The sequence below is a fragment of the Streptomyces griseicoloratus genome (assembly GCF_014534645.1).
Classification (GTDB): domain Bacteria; phylum Actinomycetota; class Actinomycetes; order Streptomycetales; family Streptomycetaceae; genus Streptomyces; species Streptomyces griseicoloratus.
Genome location: NZ_JACVQF010000199.1, coordinates 1 through 15,472, shown reverse-complemented (window position 1 = coordinate 15,472; position 15,472 = coordinate 1). Strand labels below are relative to the sequence as shown.

At 73.0% G+C, this 15,472-nt stretch carries 16 protein-coding genes; 10 read left to right on the top strand and 6 right to left on the bottom strand.

The features are described from left to right. Positions 1-2 precede the first annotated feature (2 nt). Positions 3-731 (bottom strand): lysophospholipid acyltransferase family protein, encoded by a 729-nt coding sequence (locus H0H10_RS19140; RefSeq protein ID WP_188182229.1) that lies wholly within the window; start codon positions 729-731, stop codon positions 3-5. A 275-nt stretch (positions 732-1,006) separates the two neighbouring features. Here H0H10_RS19140 and H0H10_RS40050 point away from each other — a divergent pair, with 275 nt between their 5' ends. The 5 genes from H0H10_RS40050 to H0H10_RS19115 all read left to right on the top strand — a co-directional run bounded on the left by H0H10_RS40050 (position 1,007) and on the right by H0H10_RS19115 (position 5,502). Beyond that, positions 1,007-1,357 (top strand): thioredoxin family protein, encoded by a 351-nt coding sequence (locus tag H0H10_RS40050; protein ID WP_373566853.1) that lies wholly within the window; start codon positions 1,007-1,009, stop codon positions 1,355-1,357. Positions 1,358-1,505: 148 nt separating this feature from the next. Then, positions 1,506-2,015: a flavin reductase family protein gene (locus tag H0H10_RS19130; RefSeq protein WP_188182227.1), complete on the top strand. Its 510-nt coding sequence runs from the start codon at positions 1,506-1,508 to the stop codon at positions 2,013-2,015. A 221-nt stretch (positions 2,016-2,236) separates the two neighbouring features. After that, positions 2,237-3,025, top strand: coding sequence for an electron transfer flavoprotein subunit beta/FixA family protein (locus H0H10_RS19125; protein ID WP_188182226.1), 789 nt, complete (start codon positions 2,237-2,239; stop codon positions 3,023-3,025). A 60-nt stretch (positions 3,026-3,085) separates the two neighbouring features. Then, positions 3,086-4,048: an electron transfer flavoprotein subunit alpha/FixB family protein gene (locus H0H10_RS19120; protein WP_188182225.1), complete on the top strand. Its 963-nt coding sequence runs from the start codon at positions 3,086-3,088 to the stop codon at positions 4,046-4,048. A gap of 158 nt (positions 4,049-4,206) precedes the next feature. Further along, complete coding sequence (locus H0H10_RS19115; RefSeq protein ID WP_188182224.1) at positions 4,207-5,502, top strand: DUF6986 family protein; 1,296 nt, start codon at positions 4,207-4,209, stop codon at positions 5,500-5,502. 16 nt (positions 5,503-5,518) lie between these two features. On the opposite strand, the gene H0H10_RS19110 is transcribed toward H0H10_RS19115, so the two are convergent. Next, entirely contained in the window at positions 5,519-6,304 is a 786-nt protein-coding gene (locus H0H10_RS19110; RefSeq protein ID WP_188182466.1) for a hypothetical protein, read from the bottom strand. A 48-nt stretch (positions 6,305-6,352) separates the two neighbouring features. Next, positions 6,353-7,429 carry a LacI family DNA-binding transcriptional regulator gene (locus H0H10_RS19105; RefSeq protein WP_188182223.1) on the bottom strand — a complete coding sequence of 359 codons (1,077 nt, stop codon included), beginning with the start codon at positions 7,427-7,429 and terminating at the stop codon, positions 6,353-6,355. A 204-nt stretch (positions 7,430-7,633) separates the two neighbouring features. Between H0H10_RS19105 and H0H10_RS19100 the strand changes: the two genes are divergently transcribed. From H0H10_RS19100 to H0H10_RS19090, 3 genes are all read left to right on the top strand, one after another. After that, positions 7,634-8,587 carry an ROK family protein gene (locus H0H10_RS19100; protein ID WP_188182222.1) on the top strand — a complete coding sequence of 318 codons (954 nt, stop codon included), beginning with the start codon at positions 7,634-7,636 and terminating at the stop codon, positions 8,585-8,587. Positions 8,588-9,231: 644 nt separating this feature from the next. Then, positions 9,232-9,423, top strand: a complete 192-nt coding sequence (locus H0H10_RS19095) for a hypothetical protein (RefSeq protein ID WP_188182221.1) — start codon at positions 9,232-9,234, stop codon at positions 9,421-9,423. Positions 9,424-9,561: 138 nt separating this feature from the next. Then, positions 9,562-10,605 carry an NUDIX hydrolase gene (locus tag H0H10_RS19090; protein ID WP_188182220.1) on the top strand — a complete coding sequence of 348 codons (1,044 nt, stop codon included), beginning with the start codon at positions 9,562-9,564 and terminating at the stop codon, positions 10,603-10,605. A 2-nt stretch (positions 10,606-10,607) separates the two neighbouring features. Here H0H10_RS19090 and H0H10_RS19085 read toward each other — a convergent pair whose 3' ends face one another. Together H0H10_RS19085 and H0H10_RS19080 are read right to left on the bottom strand one after the other, a co-directional pair. Next, entirely contained in the window at positions 10,608-11,312 is a 705-nt protein-coding gene (locus H0H10_RS19085) for an MBL fold metallo-hydrolase (RefSeq protein ID WP_188182219.1), read from the bottom strand. Positions 11,313-11,382: 70 nt separating this feature from the next. Beyond that, entirely contained in the window at positions 11,383-12,738 is a 1,356-nt protein-coding gene (locus H0H10_RS19080) for a dipeptidase (protein ID WP_188182218.1), read from the bottom strand. Positions 12,739-12,881: 143 nt separating this feature from the next. Between H0H10_RS19080 and H0H10_RS19075 the strand changes: the two genes are divergently transcribed. After that, positions 12,882-14,123: a geranylgeranyl reductase family protein gene (locus H0H10_RS19075; protein WP_188182217.1), complete on the top strand. Its 1,242-nt coding sequence runs from the start codon at positions 12,882-12,884 to the stop codon at positions 14,121-14,123. Here the strand turns inward: H0H10_RS19075 and H0H10_RS19070 are convergent. Next, complete coding sequence (locus H0H10_RS19070) at positions 14,113-14,568, bottom strand: nitroreductase family deazaflavin-dependent oxidoreductase (RefSeq protein WP_188182216.1); 456 nt, start codon at positions 14,566-14,568, stop codon at positions 14,113-14,115. The two genes, H0H10_RS19075 and H0H10_RS19070, sit on opposite strands and share 11 nt — an antisense overlap. Positions 14,569-14,721: 153 nt before the next feature. On the opposite strand from H0H10_RS19070, the gene H0H10_RS19065 reads away from it, so the two are divergent. Beyond that, positions 14,722-15,459, top strand: coding sequence for a TetR/AcrR family transcriptional regulator (locus H0H10_RS19065; RefSeq protein WP_188182215.1), 738 nt, complete (start codon positions 14,722-14,724; stop codon positions 15,457-15,459). Positions 15,460-15,472 lie beyond the last annotated feature (13 nt).

Here is a 15,472-nt window from a genome sequence, read left to right as displayed (position 1 = left end):
GGTCAGTGCGCCTCTGCTGTGCGGACCTGTTCCGGAGTGGGCGCCGTGCCCCCGAGGTGGGCCGGCATCCACCAGGTGTCGTCCGGGCCCTTGGGCCGTACCGGATAGGCCCGCTGAGCCGCCTCCAGCAGCTCCTGGACCCGCTCGCGCAGCCGCCGGGTGATCGCCCCCGCGTACTGCTCGCGGGACGCCTCCATGGCCTCGCCCACCCGGATGGTGATGGGGGTGTGACTGCGCTTGAAGTTGCGCGGGTGGCCCTTGGTCCACAGCCGCTGCGTGCCCCACACCGCCATCGGGACGAGGGGGACGCCCGCTTCCTGGGCCAGGCGCGCGGCGCCCGACTTGAAGCTCTTCAAGGTGAACGACTCGGAGATGGTGGCCTCCGGGAAGACCCCGATGACCTCACCGGACCTCAGCGAGTCCAGGGCGTGCGCGTACGCGGCCTCGCCCTGCTTGCGGTCGACCGGGATGTGCTTCATCCCGCGCATCAGCGGACCCGAGACCCGGTGGCGGAAGACCGACTCCTTCGCCATGAAGCGGACGAGCCGCTTCTGCGGGAGCGCGGCCAGGCCGTTGAAGATGAAGTCCAGGTAGCTGATGTGATTGCTCACCAGCACGGCGCCGCCCGAGCGCGGGATGTTCTCCGACCCACGGCAGTCGATCTTGAGGTCCCACACCTTGAACATGGTGCGGGCGAGACCGATGACCGGGCGGTAGACGAGTTCTGCCATGGGCGGGTCGGGCCCTTCCTGCTCTGCCTGGGAAGGGGTCTCCCAGCCGAAAGTTACGCAGCCGTAGGTTTACGGCATGTCGCAGATCGTGCCCCAATAACGGCCCGGGAACCAGTCCTGGTGCCCGCCCTGGGCGAGATCCTCATCACGTCGTCGGCCACGTGATGGCCAAAACACCACGGTCGGCCGGGAATCTCCACCATCTCGGGAACGCTGCACGGAAGAACGACCGGAATGGCGGCGCGCGTGTCGACGCGCGCCCATGGAGTGCCGTGGTGACGGCGGAGCGGGGTGTGCGGGTGCGCGGGCAGGACGACGGCAGGCGGCTCGGCGCGCCCGACCTGGGTGCGGAACTCGGCGCACGCGCAACGCTCGTGCAGTTCTCCAGCGCGTTCTGCGCCCCCTGCCGGGCCACCCGGCGCGTCCTCGGTGAGGTGGCCGGGCTGGTCCCCGGCGTCGCCCACATCGAGATCGACGCCGAGGCGCACCTCGGTCTCGTGCGGGAACTGGACGTGCTGAAGACCCCGACCGTGCTCGTCCTGGACGCCGGCGGGCGGGTCGTGCGACGGGCCGTCGGGCAACCGCGCAAGGCGGACGTGATCGCCGCGCTGGGGGAGGCGCTGTGACCGCTGCCACGCCGGCCGTGAGGCATCTGCCACATCTTCCGGCCGCGGGGACGTAGTTGACTGTGCGTACCACCTGTCGCCGGCGCCCACCCCACGCCTTCGGTCCCCTTCCTTCAGGGCGGAGGCGCAACGCAGAAGGACACCCCGCATGACGGCCACGCCCGACCTCGGCGCGCCCCGGCTCGCCACCGCCGACCTGCTGCGGTCCGTCTTCCGGCGGCACGCGTCGGGGGTCGCCGTGATCACGGCCGGCGGCGAGGCCGGCCCGGTCGGCTTCACCGCCACGTCCCTCACGTCCGTCTCGGCCGAGCCGCCGCTGCTCTCCTTCGGCATCGGCACCGGCTCCTCCAGCTGGCCCACGGTGTCCGAGACCGAGTACGTCGGCGTCCACATACTCGGTGACCACCAGGAGGAACTGGCCGCCACGTTCGCCCGCAGCGGCGCCGACCGTTTCGGCCCGCCCACGGCCTGGCGCGAGGGTCCGCGGGGTGTGCCCGTCCTGTCCGGCGTCCTCGCCTGGCTGGTGTGCCGGGTCGTCGGGCGCGTCCCCGCCGGCGATCACCGCATCGTGATCGCCGAGGTCCTCCTCGGCGATCCCACGGGCACCGGCAGTCCCCTGCTGTACCACCAGGGACGGTTCAGTGGCCTGCGCGAATGACCAGGCGGGGGGCTCTCCTGCGAAGCCGTCGAGTTCCGGTTACGCTGCGTTGCAAAGGTCACAGTTCAAAGCGCTTGCTTAGCGGGAATGAACTGGGTGTACTGACGAGTAATATTCCGGGCGGGAGCGCGGGTCGCCCCGACCGGGATCGGCCGCTTGGGGCGCCTATGCTGCCTGCAAGCAGGCAGCACTGAAAAAGACGATGCAGTAGGAGAGCCGGCGTGAGCTTGAGGATCGTTGTCACTGTGAAGTACGTGCCCGACGCCACTGGCGACCGGCACTTCGCCGATGACCTGACCGTCGACCGCGACGACGTGGACGGTCTGCTCTCCGAGCTGGACGAGTACGCGGTCGAGCAGGCGCTGCAGATCTCGGAGAACTCCGACGACGACGTGGAGATCACCGTCCTGACGGTGGGCCCGGAGGACGCCAAGGATGCGCTGCGCAAGGCGCTGTCCATGGGCGCGGACAAGGCCGTCCACGTCGAGGACGACGATCTGCACGGCACCGACGCCATCGGCACCTCCCTGGTCCTGGCCAAGGCGATCGAGAAGGCCGGCTACGACCTGGTGATCTCCGGCATGGCCTCCACCGACGGCACCATGGGCGTCGTCCCGGCCCTGCTGGCCGAGCGCCTGGGCGTGCCGCAGGTGACCCTGCTGTCCGAGGTGAGCGTCGAGGACGGCACGGTCAAGGGCCGCCGCGACGGCGACGCCGCCTCCGAGCAGCTGGAGGCCTCCCTGCCGGCGGTCGTGTCGGTGACCGACCAGTCGGGCGAGGCCCGCTACCCGTCCTTCAAGGGCATCATGGCGGCCAAGAAGAAGCCGGTGGAGTCCTGGGACCTGTCCGACCTGGACCTGGAGGCCGAGGAGGTCGGCCTGGAGGGCGCCTACACCACGGTCGACGCCGCGGCGGAGCGCCCGGCCCGCACGGCGGGCACGATCGTCAAGGACGAGGGCGAGGGCGGCAAGCAGCTCGCTGAGTTCCTCGCGAGCCAGAAGTTCATCTGAGGGATCGCCTCCCTCACCCGCCCCTCAGACTTCGCGATTGTCGCAAGGAGATCCATTCCCATGGCTGAAGTTCTCGTCTACGTCGATCACGTGGACGGTGCCGTCCGCAAGCCGACCCTGGAGCTGCTGACGCTGGCCCGCCGCATCGGCGAGCCGGTCGCCGTCGCGCTGGGCAACGGCGCCGCCGACACCGCCGCCACGCTGGCCGAGCACGGCGCGGTGAAGGTCCTCACCCACGAGGCCGCCGAGTACGCCGACTACCTGGTCGTGCCGAAGGTCGACGCCCTGCAGGCCGCCTACGAGGCCGTCTCCCCGGCCGCCGTCCTGGTCCCGTCCTCCGCGGAGGGCAAGGAGATCGCCGCCCGCCTGGCGCTGCGCATCGGCTCCGGCATCATCACCGACGCCGTCGACCTGGAGGCCGGCGACGAGGGCCCGGTGGCCACCCAGTCGGTGTTCGCCGCCGCCTACACCACCAAGTCCCGCGTGTCCAAGGGCACCCCGGTCATCACGGTCAAGCCGAACTCGGCCGCCGTCGAGGCCGCCCCGGCCGCCGGTGCGGTGGAGGCGCTGTCCGTGTCGTTCTCCGCGCAGGCGACCGGCACCAAGGTCACCGCCCGTACGCCGCGTGAGTCGACCGGCCGTCCGGAGCTGACCGAGGCCGCGATCGTGGTCTCGGGCGGCCGTGGCGTCAACGGCGCGGAGAACTTCGCGATCATCGAGGCGCTGGCCGACTCGCTCGGCGCGGCCGTCGGTGCCTCGCGTGCCGCGGTGGACGCGGGCTGGTACCCGCACACCAACCAGGTCGGCCAGACCGGCAAGTCCGTCTCGCCGCAGCTGTACATCGCCTCCGGCATCTCGGGCGCGATCCAGCACCGGGCCGGCATGCAGACCTCGAAGACCATCGTGGCCATCAACAAGGACCCCGAGGCCCCGATCTTCGACCTGGTCGACTACGGCGTCGTCGGCGACCTGTTCGACGTCGTCCCGCAGCTCACCGAGGAAGTCAAGACCCGCAAGGGCTGAGCATCCCGTCGGGACCACAGGCCGAGGCCCCCGCGACCGTCGCCGGTCGCGGGGGCCTCGGCCTGTGTCCAGGATGGTGTTGACCGACGGGAACGTCGCCGGATAACTTCGCTCTACGGATTGTTGATTCCGTACAGCGGAAAATAGGAGGGCATGGGATGGGTCAGCAGGAGAAGGTGGCAACGAGCCTCGCGGGCGCCGTCAGCGAGGAGATCAGTGCCTCCCTCGCGCCGGTCGACGCGGAGCTGGAGCGCCGCTACCCCGGAGACCCGGGCACCCGCCAGCCCGTCCACACCGTCTACGTCCCCGGTGACGTCTTCGCCGCCGACACGATCCGCTCCTGGGGCGACCGGGCCCTCGCCGCACTCGACGAGCACGCCCCGGACGCCGCGTCCTTCGCCGCCGTCCTCGGACTGTCCGACGAACTCGCCGAGCCCGTGTACACCCGCGTGCGCGCCAAGCTGGAGCGGGAGCCGATCGAGGACCTGCGCGTCGACTTCGAGGACGGCTACGGCAACCGCACCGACGCCGAGGAGGACGAGGCCGCCGCCCGCGCCGCCCGGCTGATCGCCGAGGCGTACGCCGACGGCACGGCCGCCCCGTACATGGGCATCCGCATGAAGTGCATGGAGGCCCAGGTCCGGGACCGGGGCATCCGCACCCTCGACGTCTTCCTCAGCGGCCTCATGGAGGCCGGCGGCCTGCCCGACGGGCTGGTCCTCACCCTGCCGAAGGTCACCTACCCCGAGCAGGTCACCGCCATGGTGCGGCTCCTGGAGGCGTTCGAGAAGGCACGCGGCCTGGAGCCCGGACGGATCGGCTTCGAGATCCAGATCGAGACCAGCCAGTCCATCCTGGCCGCCGACGGCACCGCCACCGTCGCGCGCATGATCCAGGCAGCCGAGGGCCGCGCCACCGGGCTGCACTACGGCACCTTCGACTACAGCGCCTGCCTCGGCGTCTCCGCCGCCTACCAGGCCAGCGACCACCCCGCCGCCGACCACGCCAAGGCGATCATGCAGGTCGCCGCCGCCGGCACCGGCGTACGCGTCTCGGACGGCTCCACCAACGTCCTGCCGGTCGGCCCCACCGAGAAGGTCCACGACGCCTGGCGCCTGCACTACGGCCTCACCCGCCGCGCCCTGGCCCGCGCCTACTACCAGGGCTGGGACATGCACCCCGGCCACATCCCCACCCGGTACGCCGCCGTCTTCGCCTTCTACCGCGAGGGCTTCGAGCAGGCCGCCGCACGCCTCGCCCGCTACGCCAACCGCACCGGCGGCGACGTGATGGACGAGCCCGCCACCGCCAAGGCCCTCAGCGGCTACCTGCTGCGCGGCCTGGACTGCGGTGCCCTCGACATCGCCGAGGTCGCCCGGCTGACCGGCCTCACCCGCGCCGACCTGGAGGGCTTCGCCTCGCCCCGGCGCGGCGACCTCACGGCCTCCGCGTAGCCGACGGCACCGGTCCTCAGGCGGTTCCCGGACCTTCCGTCCGGGAACCGTCCACGTACCGCTCCAGGCCGGACGCCGTCACCCACTTCTCCTCGGCGAACAGCCGCGTCCCCCGCTCGCACAACCGCCGGTCGGCCCGCGCCCGCGCGCAGAACTCCTCGGGCGTGACCCCGAACAGTTCCCGCAGCCGGGCCGAGCGGACGAGCAGTTCGGTGAGCAGGGCGCGCTGCCCCGGGTGGGTGCGCGGTGCTCCGGTGCCGTTGTGCAGGACACCGTGGCGGTTGACGTAGGCGTACGCGCCGCTCAGCACCACGCCGTCGGCCTCGATCCGCACGTCCCGTGCGGGCAGCCAGGCACGGTCGAAGTTGCCCATCGGCAGTGGCACGCCCTCGCTGACGTCGATCACGGCGAGCTGTTCCGCGTCGAGCCAGATCACGAACAGCTCCCGCACGGTGTCCGGGGCGCTGACCGGCGAGGCGGAGACGTAGCCCAGGCGGCTCACATGGGCCGAGACGCCGATGTCGACGCCGGTGACCCGGGCCTTGACCATCGGGATCGGCGACGTGATGCCGAACCCGGCCATCTTGTGCCGTAACTGGCCCGGGCTGGCGTTGGAGCCGATCGCGAGGACGGGCACGCGGTCCTCGTGGACCGGCCCGTCCAGCGGCAGCAGCCGGTCCCCGACGAGCAGCCCGGACTCGGCCGGCCACGCGCCCGGATACAGCAGCGGACGGTCCCGCGGCGCCTCGTCCAGCCCGAGCGCCCGCAGGGACCGGTCCTCTCCGGGCCCCGGGGGCCGCATGTCGCGGTGAGCGGGCTCCTCGTCCCGCGTGCGGTCCTCCACGGGCGCTCAGCCCGCGGGCGGCAGTTCGCCGGAGCCGCGGGTGACGAGCCGGGTCGGCAGTTCGATCCGCTCGGGCGTCAGCAGGGTCCCGTCCAGCTGCCGGAAGAGCCGCTCGGCGGCGGTGCGGCCGAGGGCCGCCGCGTCCTGGGCGACCACGGTGACGCCCGGCTGGAGCAGATCGGCGAGCTCGATGTCGTCGAAGCCGACGAGGGCGACCGCGTGGGAGTGCTCGGCGAGGACCCGGATCACGGTGACCGTCACCCGGTTGTTGCCCGTGAAGATCGCCGTGACCGGGTCCGGGCCGGCGAGCATCTCCTCGGCCGCCCGGCGCACCCGCTCCGGGTCGGTGACGCCGAGGGACATCCAGGAGCCCTTCACCGGTATGCCGGCGTCCTCCATGGCCGCCCGGTAGCCGCGCAGCCGCTCGGCGGCGGTGTGGATGCGGGGCATGTCGCCGATGAAGCCGATCCTGCGGTGCCCGTGGGCGATCAGGTGGGCCACGCCGTCGCGGGCGCCGCCGAAGTTGTCGGACAGCACCACGTCGGCGTCGATGCGCCCCGCCGGACGGTCCACGAACACCGTGGCGACGCCCGCCTTGATCTCCGGCTCCAGGTACCGGTGGTCGTCACCGGCCGGGATCACCACCAGCCCGTCCACGCGCCGCGCGCACAGGGCCAGCACCAGCTCCTGCTCGCGATCCGGGTCCTCCGCGCTGGAGCCGTTGATGAGCAGGGCGCCGTGGGCGCGGGCCACCTCCTCGACCGCGCGGCTCAGCGGCCCGTAGAACGGGTCGGCCAGGTCCTCCAGGACCAGGCCGATGCTGGCCGTACGGCCCTTGCGGAGCACCCGCGCGCTGTCGTTGCGGCGGAAGCCGAGCGCGTCGATCGCCTCCTGGACGCGGCGTTCGGTCTCCGGGGTGACCCCCGGCTCCCCGTTGACCACCCGGGAGACGGTCTTCAGCCCGACCCCGGCCCGGGCGGCGACGTCCTTCATGGTCGGACGGTTGCCGTAGCGGGTCCCGGGGAGGCGTCCTGCGCGGCGGGGCGTGTCGGGCACGGTGCGGTGTCCTGTCCTGTCGTCCACGGGATTGCGTCGGCTCCTGTCGTTCCACAGGGGATGTGTCGGTCATGCGTTTGTATGAGGATGTGGCGTCGAGCATAGAGCCTGGACAACGTTGTCAGATGCGGGGGACACTGTCCATCGCAAACTCGGGTCCGTGCCGTCACCGTGCGACCGGCCTGCTGTTCTTCTTGTGATTCTCATGGTTGACGGGGAGATCCGACACTGATGCACACCGACCTCGTGGCCGCGCTGGACATCGGCGGCACCAAGATCGCCGGAGCGCTGGTGGACGGCCACGGCCGGATCCAGGCGCGGGCGCAGCGCGCGACGCCCGCCCGGGAGGACGGCGAGACCGTGATGCGGGCCGTCGAGGGGGTGCTCGGAGAGCTGATCGCCTCGCCGCTGTGGGACAGGGCCACGGCCGTCGGCATCGGCAGCGCCGGCCCGGTGGACGCCTCCGCGGGCACGGTCAGCCCGGTGAACGTGCCCGGCTGGCGCGACTACCCGCTGGTCCGGCGGGTCCGCGCCGCCGCCGGTGACCTGCCCGTCGAGCTGATCGGCGACGGGGTGGCCATCACGGCCGCCGAACACTGGCAGGGCGCCGCCCGCGGACACGACAACGCGCTGTGCATGGTGGTGTCGACGGGGGTCGGCGGCGGTCTGGTGCTCAACGGACGCCTGCACCCCGGCCCGACCGGGAACGCCGGCCACATCGGGCACATCAGCGTGGACCTGGACGGCGATCCGTGTCCGTGCGGTGCGCGCGGCTGCGTCGAACGCATGGCGAGCGGCCCCAACATCGCGCGGCGCGCCCTCGACGACGGCTGGCGGCCCGGCCCGGACGGCGACACGTCGGCCGCCGCGGTGGCCGCGGCGGCCCGCCGGGGCGATCCCGTGGCGGTGGCCTCCTTCGAGCGGGCCGCGCAGGCGCTGGCCGCGGGGATCGCCGCCACCGCGACCCTCGTGGAGATCGACATCGCCGTGATCGGCGGCGGCGTGGGCAAGGCGGGCGACGTGCTCTTCGCCCCGCTCCGCAAGGCCCTCACCGAGTACGCGACCCTGTCCTTCGTGCAGCGCCTGGCGGTGGTTCCGGCGCAGATGGGCACGGACGCGGGCCTGGTGGGAGCGGCCGCGGCCGCGCTCAGCAGGACGGCGGGAGTGACGGCGGCGGGCGTCTGAGACGGGCCCTGCCCGGCCTGGCGCCCCGGCAGCCCTGCGCGGGTCGCGCGGGGCCACCCGGGTGGGGGACGGTGGTGTGAGGGCGCCTTCCGGGGCAGCCGTCGGCGCGGCCGGTGGTGGCCCTGGCATTGGCCCCGGCTCCCCGGTGGCCGCGGGGAGGTGGTCGGCCGGCTGGGCGGGCCGACGGTGGCGTGAAGGCGCTCCGGGTGGCGATCGGCGCCGCTGTCCAGGGCCTTGACGTGGCGTCGGCTCCCCCGGGGGCCGTGGGCGGGTGGCCGGCCGGCCGGGGCGGTCCCAGGGTGACGTGCCGGCAGGTCCCACCATCACCGTGCCGGGAGGTCCCACCGTCACCGTGCCGGCAGGTCCCACAGTCACCGTGCCGGCACGTCCCACCGTCACCGCGGCGGCACGAACCACCGTCACCGTGCCGGCACGTCCCACCGTCACCGCGGCGGCACGAACCGCCGTCGCCCGAACCCGGACCTGAGCCACCGGCCCCGGCAGCAGCCACCGAGTAGTCGTCAGCCCGCCTCTGCCCGGCCGGTGGCCGCCGTTCGAGTGAACAGTGGCCGGCCGGGCGGCGGCCGCGGGCGCCATCCGTGGCCCGGCCGTGACCCCGGGGCGGTGAGCGCGTTGAGTCCGGCATGAAGAAGCGCAGCATGCTCGCCATCGCCTCCCTCGCCACCGGCTTCGTCGTCGCGGCCGTCACCCCGTCCCACGCCCATGGCGAACTCCCGGTCACCGTCGAGGTGGAGGAGACCCTCGGCACGGTGGAGCGCACCGTCGACGCCCAGAACCTGCCCCTCGACAACGCCGTCCTCGGCGCGAGGGGCTGACCCGCAGGATCCTCCGCGCGGCGCCGGTGCCCCTCGTCCGGGGGCGCCGGCGCCGTTTCGTGCGCCCTCAACTGGGGCTGGTTTCCGTGGCAGGGTGGAGCGGGCAAGCCACAGGGGGCCAACGGAAGAGGGGGACCTGTGACCGTCGTCTGGATCAACGGCGCGTTCGGTGCGGGGAAGACGACCACCGCACGGGAACTGATCGAACTGATCCCGAACAGCACGCTCTTCGACCCCGAGGTCATCGGCGGAGCGCTCGCACACCTGCTGCCGCCCAAACGCCTCGCGGAGGCCGGCGACTTCCAGGACCTCCCGATCTGGCGCCGCCTCGTGATCGACACGGCGGCCGCGATGCTCGCCGAGCTCGGCGGGACCCTCGTGGTCCCCATGACCCTGCTGCGGCAGGAGTACCGCGACGAGATCTTCGGCGGTCTCGCGGCCCGCCGGATCCCGGTCAGGCACATTCTCCTGGCCCCGGCCGAAACGATCCTGCGGGAACGAATAGCCTGCCGCGAGGTCCCGCCCGACCTCCCCGACGGCGAACTGCGGGTACGGCAGTGGGCGTACGACCACATCGAGCCGTACCGCGCCGCCCTCGCCTCCTGGCTCACCGCCGACGCCCACCCCGTGGACACCAGCAGCCTCACCCCGTACGAGGCCGCCTCCCGCATCGCCGAGGCGGTCAGCGCGGGCACCGTGCCCGCCTGTGACATCGTGCAGACCCCGGAACCCACCTCCGAGACCCTCGCCGCCGGCGTCCTGCTCTTCGACGAACAGGACCGGGTCCTGCTCGTGGACCCCACCTACAAGCCCGGCTGGGAGTTCCCCGGCGGCGTCGTCGAATCCGGGGAGGCACCCGCCCGCGCGGGGATGCGCGAGGTCGCCGAGGAGACCGGGATCGTCCTGGACGACGTACCGGCCCTGCTGGTCGTCGACTGGGAGTCGCCCGCGCCTCCGGGCTTCGGAGGGCTGCGCCTGCTCTTCGACGGCGGACGGCTCGACTCCGCGGCCGCCGGACGGCTGCTGCTGCCGGGTCCCGAGCTGCGCGACTGGCGGTTCGTCACCGAGGAGGAGGCCGCCGACCTGCTGCCCCCGGTCCGCTACGCCCGTCTGCGCTGGGCCCTGCGGGCCCGGGAACGCGGGGCGGCGCACTATCTGGAGGCCGGCACTCCGGTCGGCTGAGCTCAGCCGGAAGCCGCCCGTGTCCCCGCCGCCTTCCGCAGCACCTCGCCGGCCCGGGCGGTCACCGGGTCCCCGTGGCCGAAGCACGCCACCTCCGTGTCCAGTCCGGCCAGCCGGCGGAAGGAGGCGACGGTCCGGTCCCGGTCGGTGTTGAACACGCCCGGCATCACGCTGCCGTCGACGGGTGACGCGGCGACGGTGTCGCCCGTGAACAGCACGCCGTGGCGCGGCAGATGCAGCGCGACGCTGCCGTCCGTGTGGCCGGGGACGTGCACGACGCGCGCGCCGCCGCCGAAGTCGAGGACGTCGCCACCGGACACCTCCGTCACCCGTGCCGGGCGCTCGAAGCCGCCTCGGGGCAGGCGCCGGACGGCCTCCGCGTGCAGGGGGCGCTCCCAGTCCTCGAACACCGGTGGCGGGCCCGGCACCTCGCCGCGCACGACGGGCGCCTCCAGCGCGTGGGCCAGGACCTCGGCGCCGGTGAGCGCGGCGACCTCCCCGGCGCCGCCCGCGTGGTCCTCGTGGAAGTGGGTGAGGACCACGCGCCTGATGCGGCCGAGTGCTTCGGCGGCCTCGGTGATGCGGGCGCCCGACCCGGCCGGTCCGGCGTCGATCAGCGTCAGCTCGTCGCCGTCGCGCCACAGGTAGGCCTGGCCGACCGGGAAGCGCAGCAGGCGCAGTCGGGGGAGGAGCTCGATGACGTCCATGGGACGACCGTAGGGAAGGCCCCCGTCCGGTGGCGAGGGCCTTCTGCGGTCGGCAGAGCGGGTGGCGTGCTCAGCTCGCCGCGTAGTTGCGCAGGAACAGCGCCTCCGCCACCGACAGCCGCTCCAGCTCCTCGGGGGAAACGCTCTCGTTCACGGCGTGGATCTGCGCCTCCGGCTCGCTCAGGCCGATCAGCAGGATCTCCGCCCGCGGGTAGAGCGCGGCGAGGGTGTTGCACAGCGGGATGGAGCCGCCCTGTCCCGCGTACTGCATCTCCTGCCCGGGGTACGCCACCGCCATCGCGTCCGCCATGGCCTGGTACGCCGGGCTCGTCGTGTCGGCGCGGAAGGGCTGGCCCTGGCCGATCTGCTCGACCTGCACCCGCGCGCCCCACGGCGTGCGCGTCTGAAGGTGCGCCTGGAGCAGCTTGGTGGCCTCGGCGGCGTCCACGCCCGGCGGCACCCGGAGGCTGATCAGCGCCCGGGCGCTCGCCTGCACCGACGGGGTGGCGCCGACGACCGGCGGGCAGTCGATGCCGAGGACGGTGACGGCGGGGCGGGCCCAGATGCGGTCGGCGACCGTGCCGGAGCCGATCAGCTGCACGCCGTCGAGCACCTTCGCGTCCCGGCGGAACTGCTCCTCGTCGTACTCCAGGCCGTCCCACCGGTCGTCCCCGGTCAGCCCGTCGACGGTCGTCGAGCCGTCCTCGGCGCGCAGCGAGTCCAGTACGCGGATCAGCGCGGCCAGCGCGTCGGGGGCGGCGCCGCCGAACTGGCCGGAGTGGAGGTTGCCTTCCAGCGTGTCGACCTGCACCCGGACCAGGGTCATGCCGCGCAGCGTCGAGGTGACCGTCGGAAGGCCGACCCGGAAGTTGCCCGCGTCGCCGATGACGATGGTGTCCGCCTCCAGCAGGTCCGGGTGCGCCTCGGCGTACCGCTCCAGGCCGCCCGTGCCCTGCTCCTCCGAGCCCTCGGCGATCACCTTGACGTGCACCGGCACGCCGCCGTTCGCCTTCAGCGCGCGCAGGGCCAGCAGGTGCATCAGCACGCCGCCCTTGCAGTCGGCGGCGCCGCGCCCGTACCAGCGGCCGTCGCGCTCGGTCAGCTCGAACGGCGGGGTGACCCAGCCGGCCTCGTCCAGCGGCGGCTGCACGTCGTAGTGGGCGTAGAGGAGAACCGTCCTGGCGCCCTCGGGGCCGGGCAGGTAGCCGTACACCGACTGCGTGCCGTCCGGCGTGTCCAGCAGCGCCACGTCCTCGAAGCCCTCGGCGCGCAGCGCCTGCGCTATCCAGTTCGCGGCGCCCTCGCTCTCGCTGCGGGGGAACTGGTCGAAGTCCGCCACCGACTTGAAGGCCACCAGTTCGGTGAGCTCCGCCTTCGCCCGGGGCATCAACGAGGCGACGGTCTCGGCGACCGGATTCGACGACATGGGCACGCTCCTTGTGGGTGCGACGTTGTACCGAGGAGTACTTGGGCTGGTAGGCCGATCCTCCCACAGTGGCCTGCGGCGATGCCGCCGTAGGATGCGGGGGTCAGGTGCGGCATGCGGTTTGATCGGAGCAGTAGACCATCGTGAGCAGCGAGAACTCTTCGGCGGACGACGCGCGTCAGGTGTGGGACGTCGTCGTGGTGGGCGCGGGACCGGCAGGGGCCTCGGCCGCCTACGCGGCGGCGGTCGCGGGGCGGCGCGTGCTGCTGCTGGAGAAGGCGGAGCTGCCCCGCTACAAGACGTGCGGCGGGGGCATCATCGGCCCCTCCCGCGACGCGCTGCCCCCCGGCTTCGAGCTGCCCTTCCGTGACCGTGTGCACGCGGTGACGTTCTCGCACAACGGCCGCTTCACCCGCACCCGGCGCTCCCGGCAGATGCTGTTCGGGCTCATCAACCGGCCCGAGTTCGACCAGCAGCTGGTCGAGCACGCGCAGAAGGCGGGCGCCGAGCTGCGCACCGGCGTGACGGTCACGCGGGTCGAGCAGCACGGGTCGGCGGTGCCGGACCGGCGAACGGTCGCCGTCGTCCTCCAGGGCGGCGAGACGGTGCTGGCCCACGCCGTGGTCGGCGCGGACGGCAGCGCCAGCCGGATAGGGGCGCACGTCGGGGTGAAGCTCGACCAGGTGGACCTCGGCCTGGAGGCGGAGATCCCGGTGCCCGAGACGGTGGCCGAGGACTGGCGTGGGCGGGTGCTCATCGACTGGGGTCCGATGCCCGGCAGTTACGGCTGGGTCTTCCCCAAGGGCGACACCCTGACGGTCGGTGTGATCTCGGCCCGGGGCGAGGGCGCGGCGACCAAGCGGTACCTGGAGGACTTCATCGGCCGGCTCGGTCTGTCCGGCTTCGAACCGAGCATCTCCTCCGGTCATCTCACCCGCTGCCGTGCCGACGACTCGCCGCTGTCGCGCGGGCGGGTGCTGGTGTGCGGCGACGCGGCGGGGCTGCTGGAGCCGTGGACGCGCGAGGGGATCTCCTTCGCGCTGCGGTCGGGACGGCTCGCGGGGGAGTGGGCGGTGCGGATCGCGGAGGCCCACGACGCCGTGGACACCCGCAAGCAGGCGCTGAACTACGCGTTCGCCGTCAAGGCCGGGCTCGGGGTCGAGATGAGCGTGGGCAAGCGGATGCTGGCGGTGTTCGAGCGCCGCCCCGGCCTGTTCCACGCGGCGCTGACCGGCTTCCGTCCCGCCTGGAGGGCGTTCAAGGACATCACGCAGGGCTCCACGTCCCTGGGCGAGCTGGTCCGGGCCCACCCTCTGGCGCAGCGGGCGCTCGCCGCCATGGACCGCCGTCCCGCGGGTCCCGCGGCCGACGAGGTCAGTTCGTGACCTCGATCCGGAAGACCGGGTGGTCGGGGGCGGAGGCGATGATCGCCTCGTCCGAGGACTTCGCGGTGACCCCGTCGAAGTACTGGTTGACCTCCCAGCCCCACTTCTCCAGGTAGGTCCGCAGGATCGGGAGCTTCTCCTCGTCGGGAAGCTCCACCGCGGTGAAGACGCGGACCCGGCGTCCCACGCGCAGCTCTCCGCCGCCGGCGGCGCGCATGTTGCGCACCCACTGCGAGTGGCCGCGGGCCGAGACCAGGTACTGCCCGCCGTCGTACGTGTGCGGGTTGACCGGGATGCGCTGCATGCGTCCGCTCTTGCGGCCGCGGACGGACATCTCCGCGGTGCCCGCGAGGCTGATGCCGTGGCGGGCCAGCCAGCCGATGACGCTGTTGAGCCGGACGTTGAGCCGGCTGCCCTTGAGGTAGTACGGCGAGGACGACGACATGGGTGACCCCCGGGGAGCATAGGGAGAGCGCTGCTCCTTTTTGTGAGCGCTGCTCTCGTTCGTGCCCTCAGTGTGCATGAGAGCGGCGCTCCAGAGCAAGAGCAGTGCTCTCATACGTGTGCACTGCTCCGGATCCATGGGACACTCGTCGGCATGAGCAGCACCGCACGGGGCGTCCGCGCCCGAGCCAGGATCGAGGTCACCGCCGCCATCAAGGACGAGGCGCGCAGACAGCTCGCGGAGGAAGGCGCCGCCAAGCTGTCGCTGCGGGCCGTCGCCCGAGAGCTGGGCATGGCGTCCTCCGCCCTCTACCGCTACTTCCCCAGCCGCGACGATCTGCTGACCGCCCTCATCATCGACGCCTACAACGCGATCGGCGCCGCCGCCGAATCGGCACACGACGCGGCCTCCGGCAGCGACCCCGCCCGCCGGTGGACCCTCGTGTGCGAGGCCGTGCGGGCCTGGGCGCTGGCGCATCCCCACGAGTACGCGCTGATCTACGGGTCGCCCGTCCCCGGGTACACCGCCCCGCAGGACACCGTCCCCCCCGCCGCCCGGGTGGGCCAGGTGTTCTTCGGCATCACGCGCGACGCGCACCGCAGCACCGGTCTCGCCCTGCCCGAACTGCCCGCCGGACTGCGGCCCGAGGCCGAGCGGATGACCGCCGACCTCGCCCCCGACCTGCCGTCCGAGGCCGTGACCGCGCTCGTCGCGGCCTGGGCCGAGCTGTTCGGGCTGATCGGGTTCGAGGTGTTCGGGCAGTTCAACCGGGTGGTGGAGGACCGGGAGACGTTCTTCCGGCACGCCGCGGACCGCCTCGCCCGCGGCGTCGGCCTCACGCCCCCGCGGCAGGGCGGGAGCGAGGGGACGGCGCCTGCTCGGCGGGTGTGACGAGGGGTTCCTC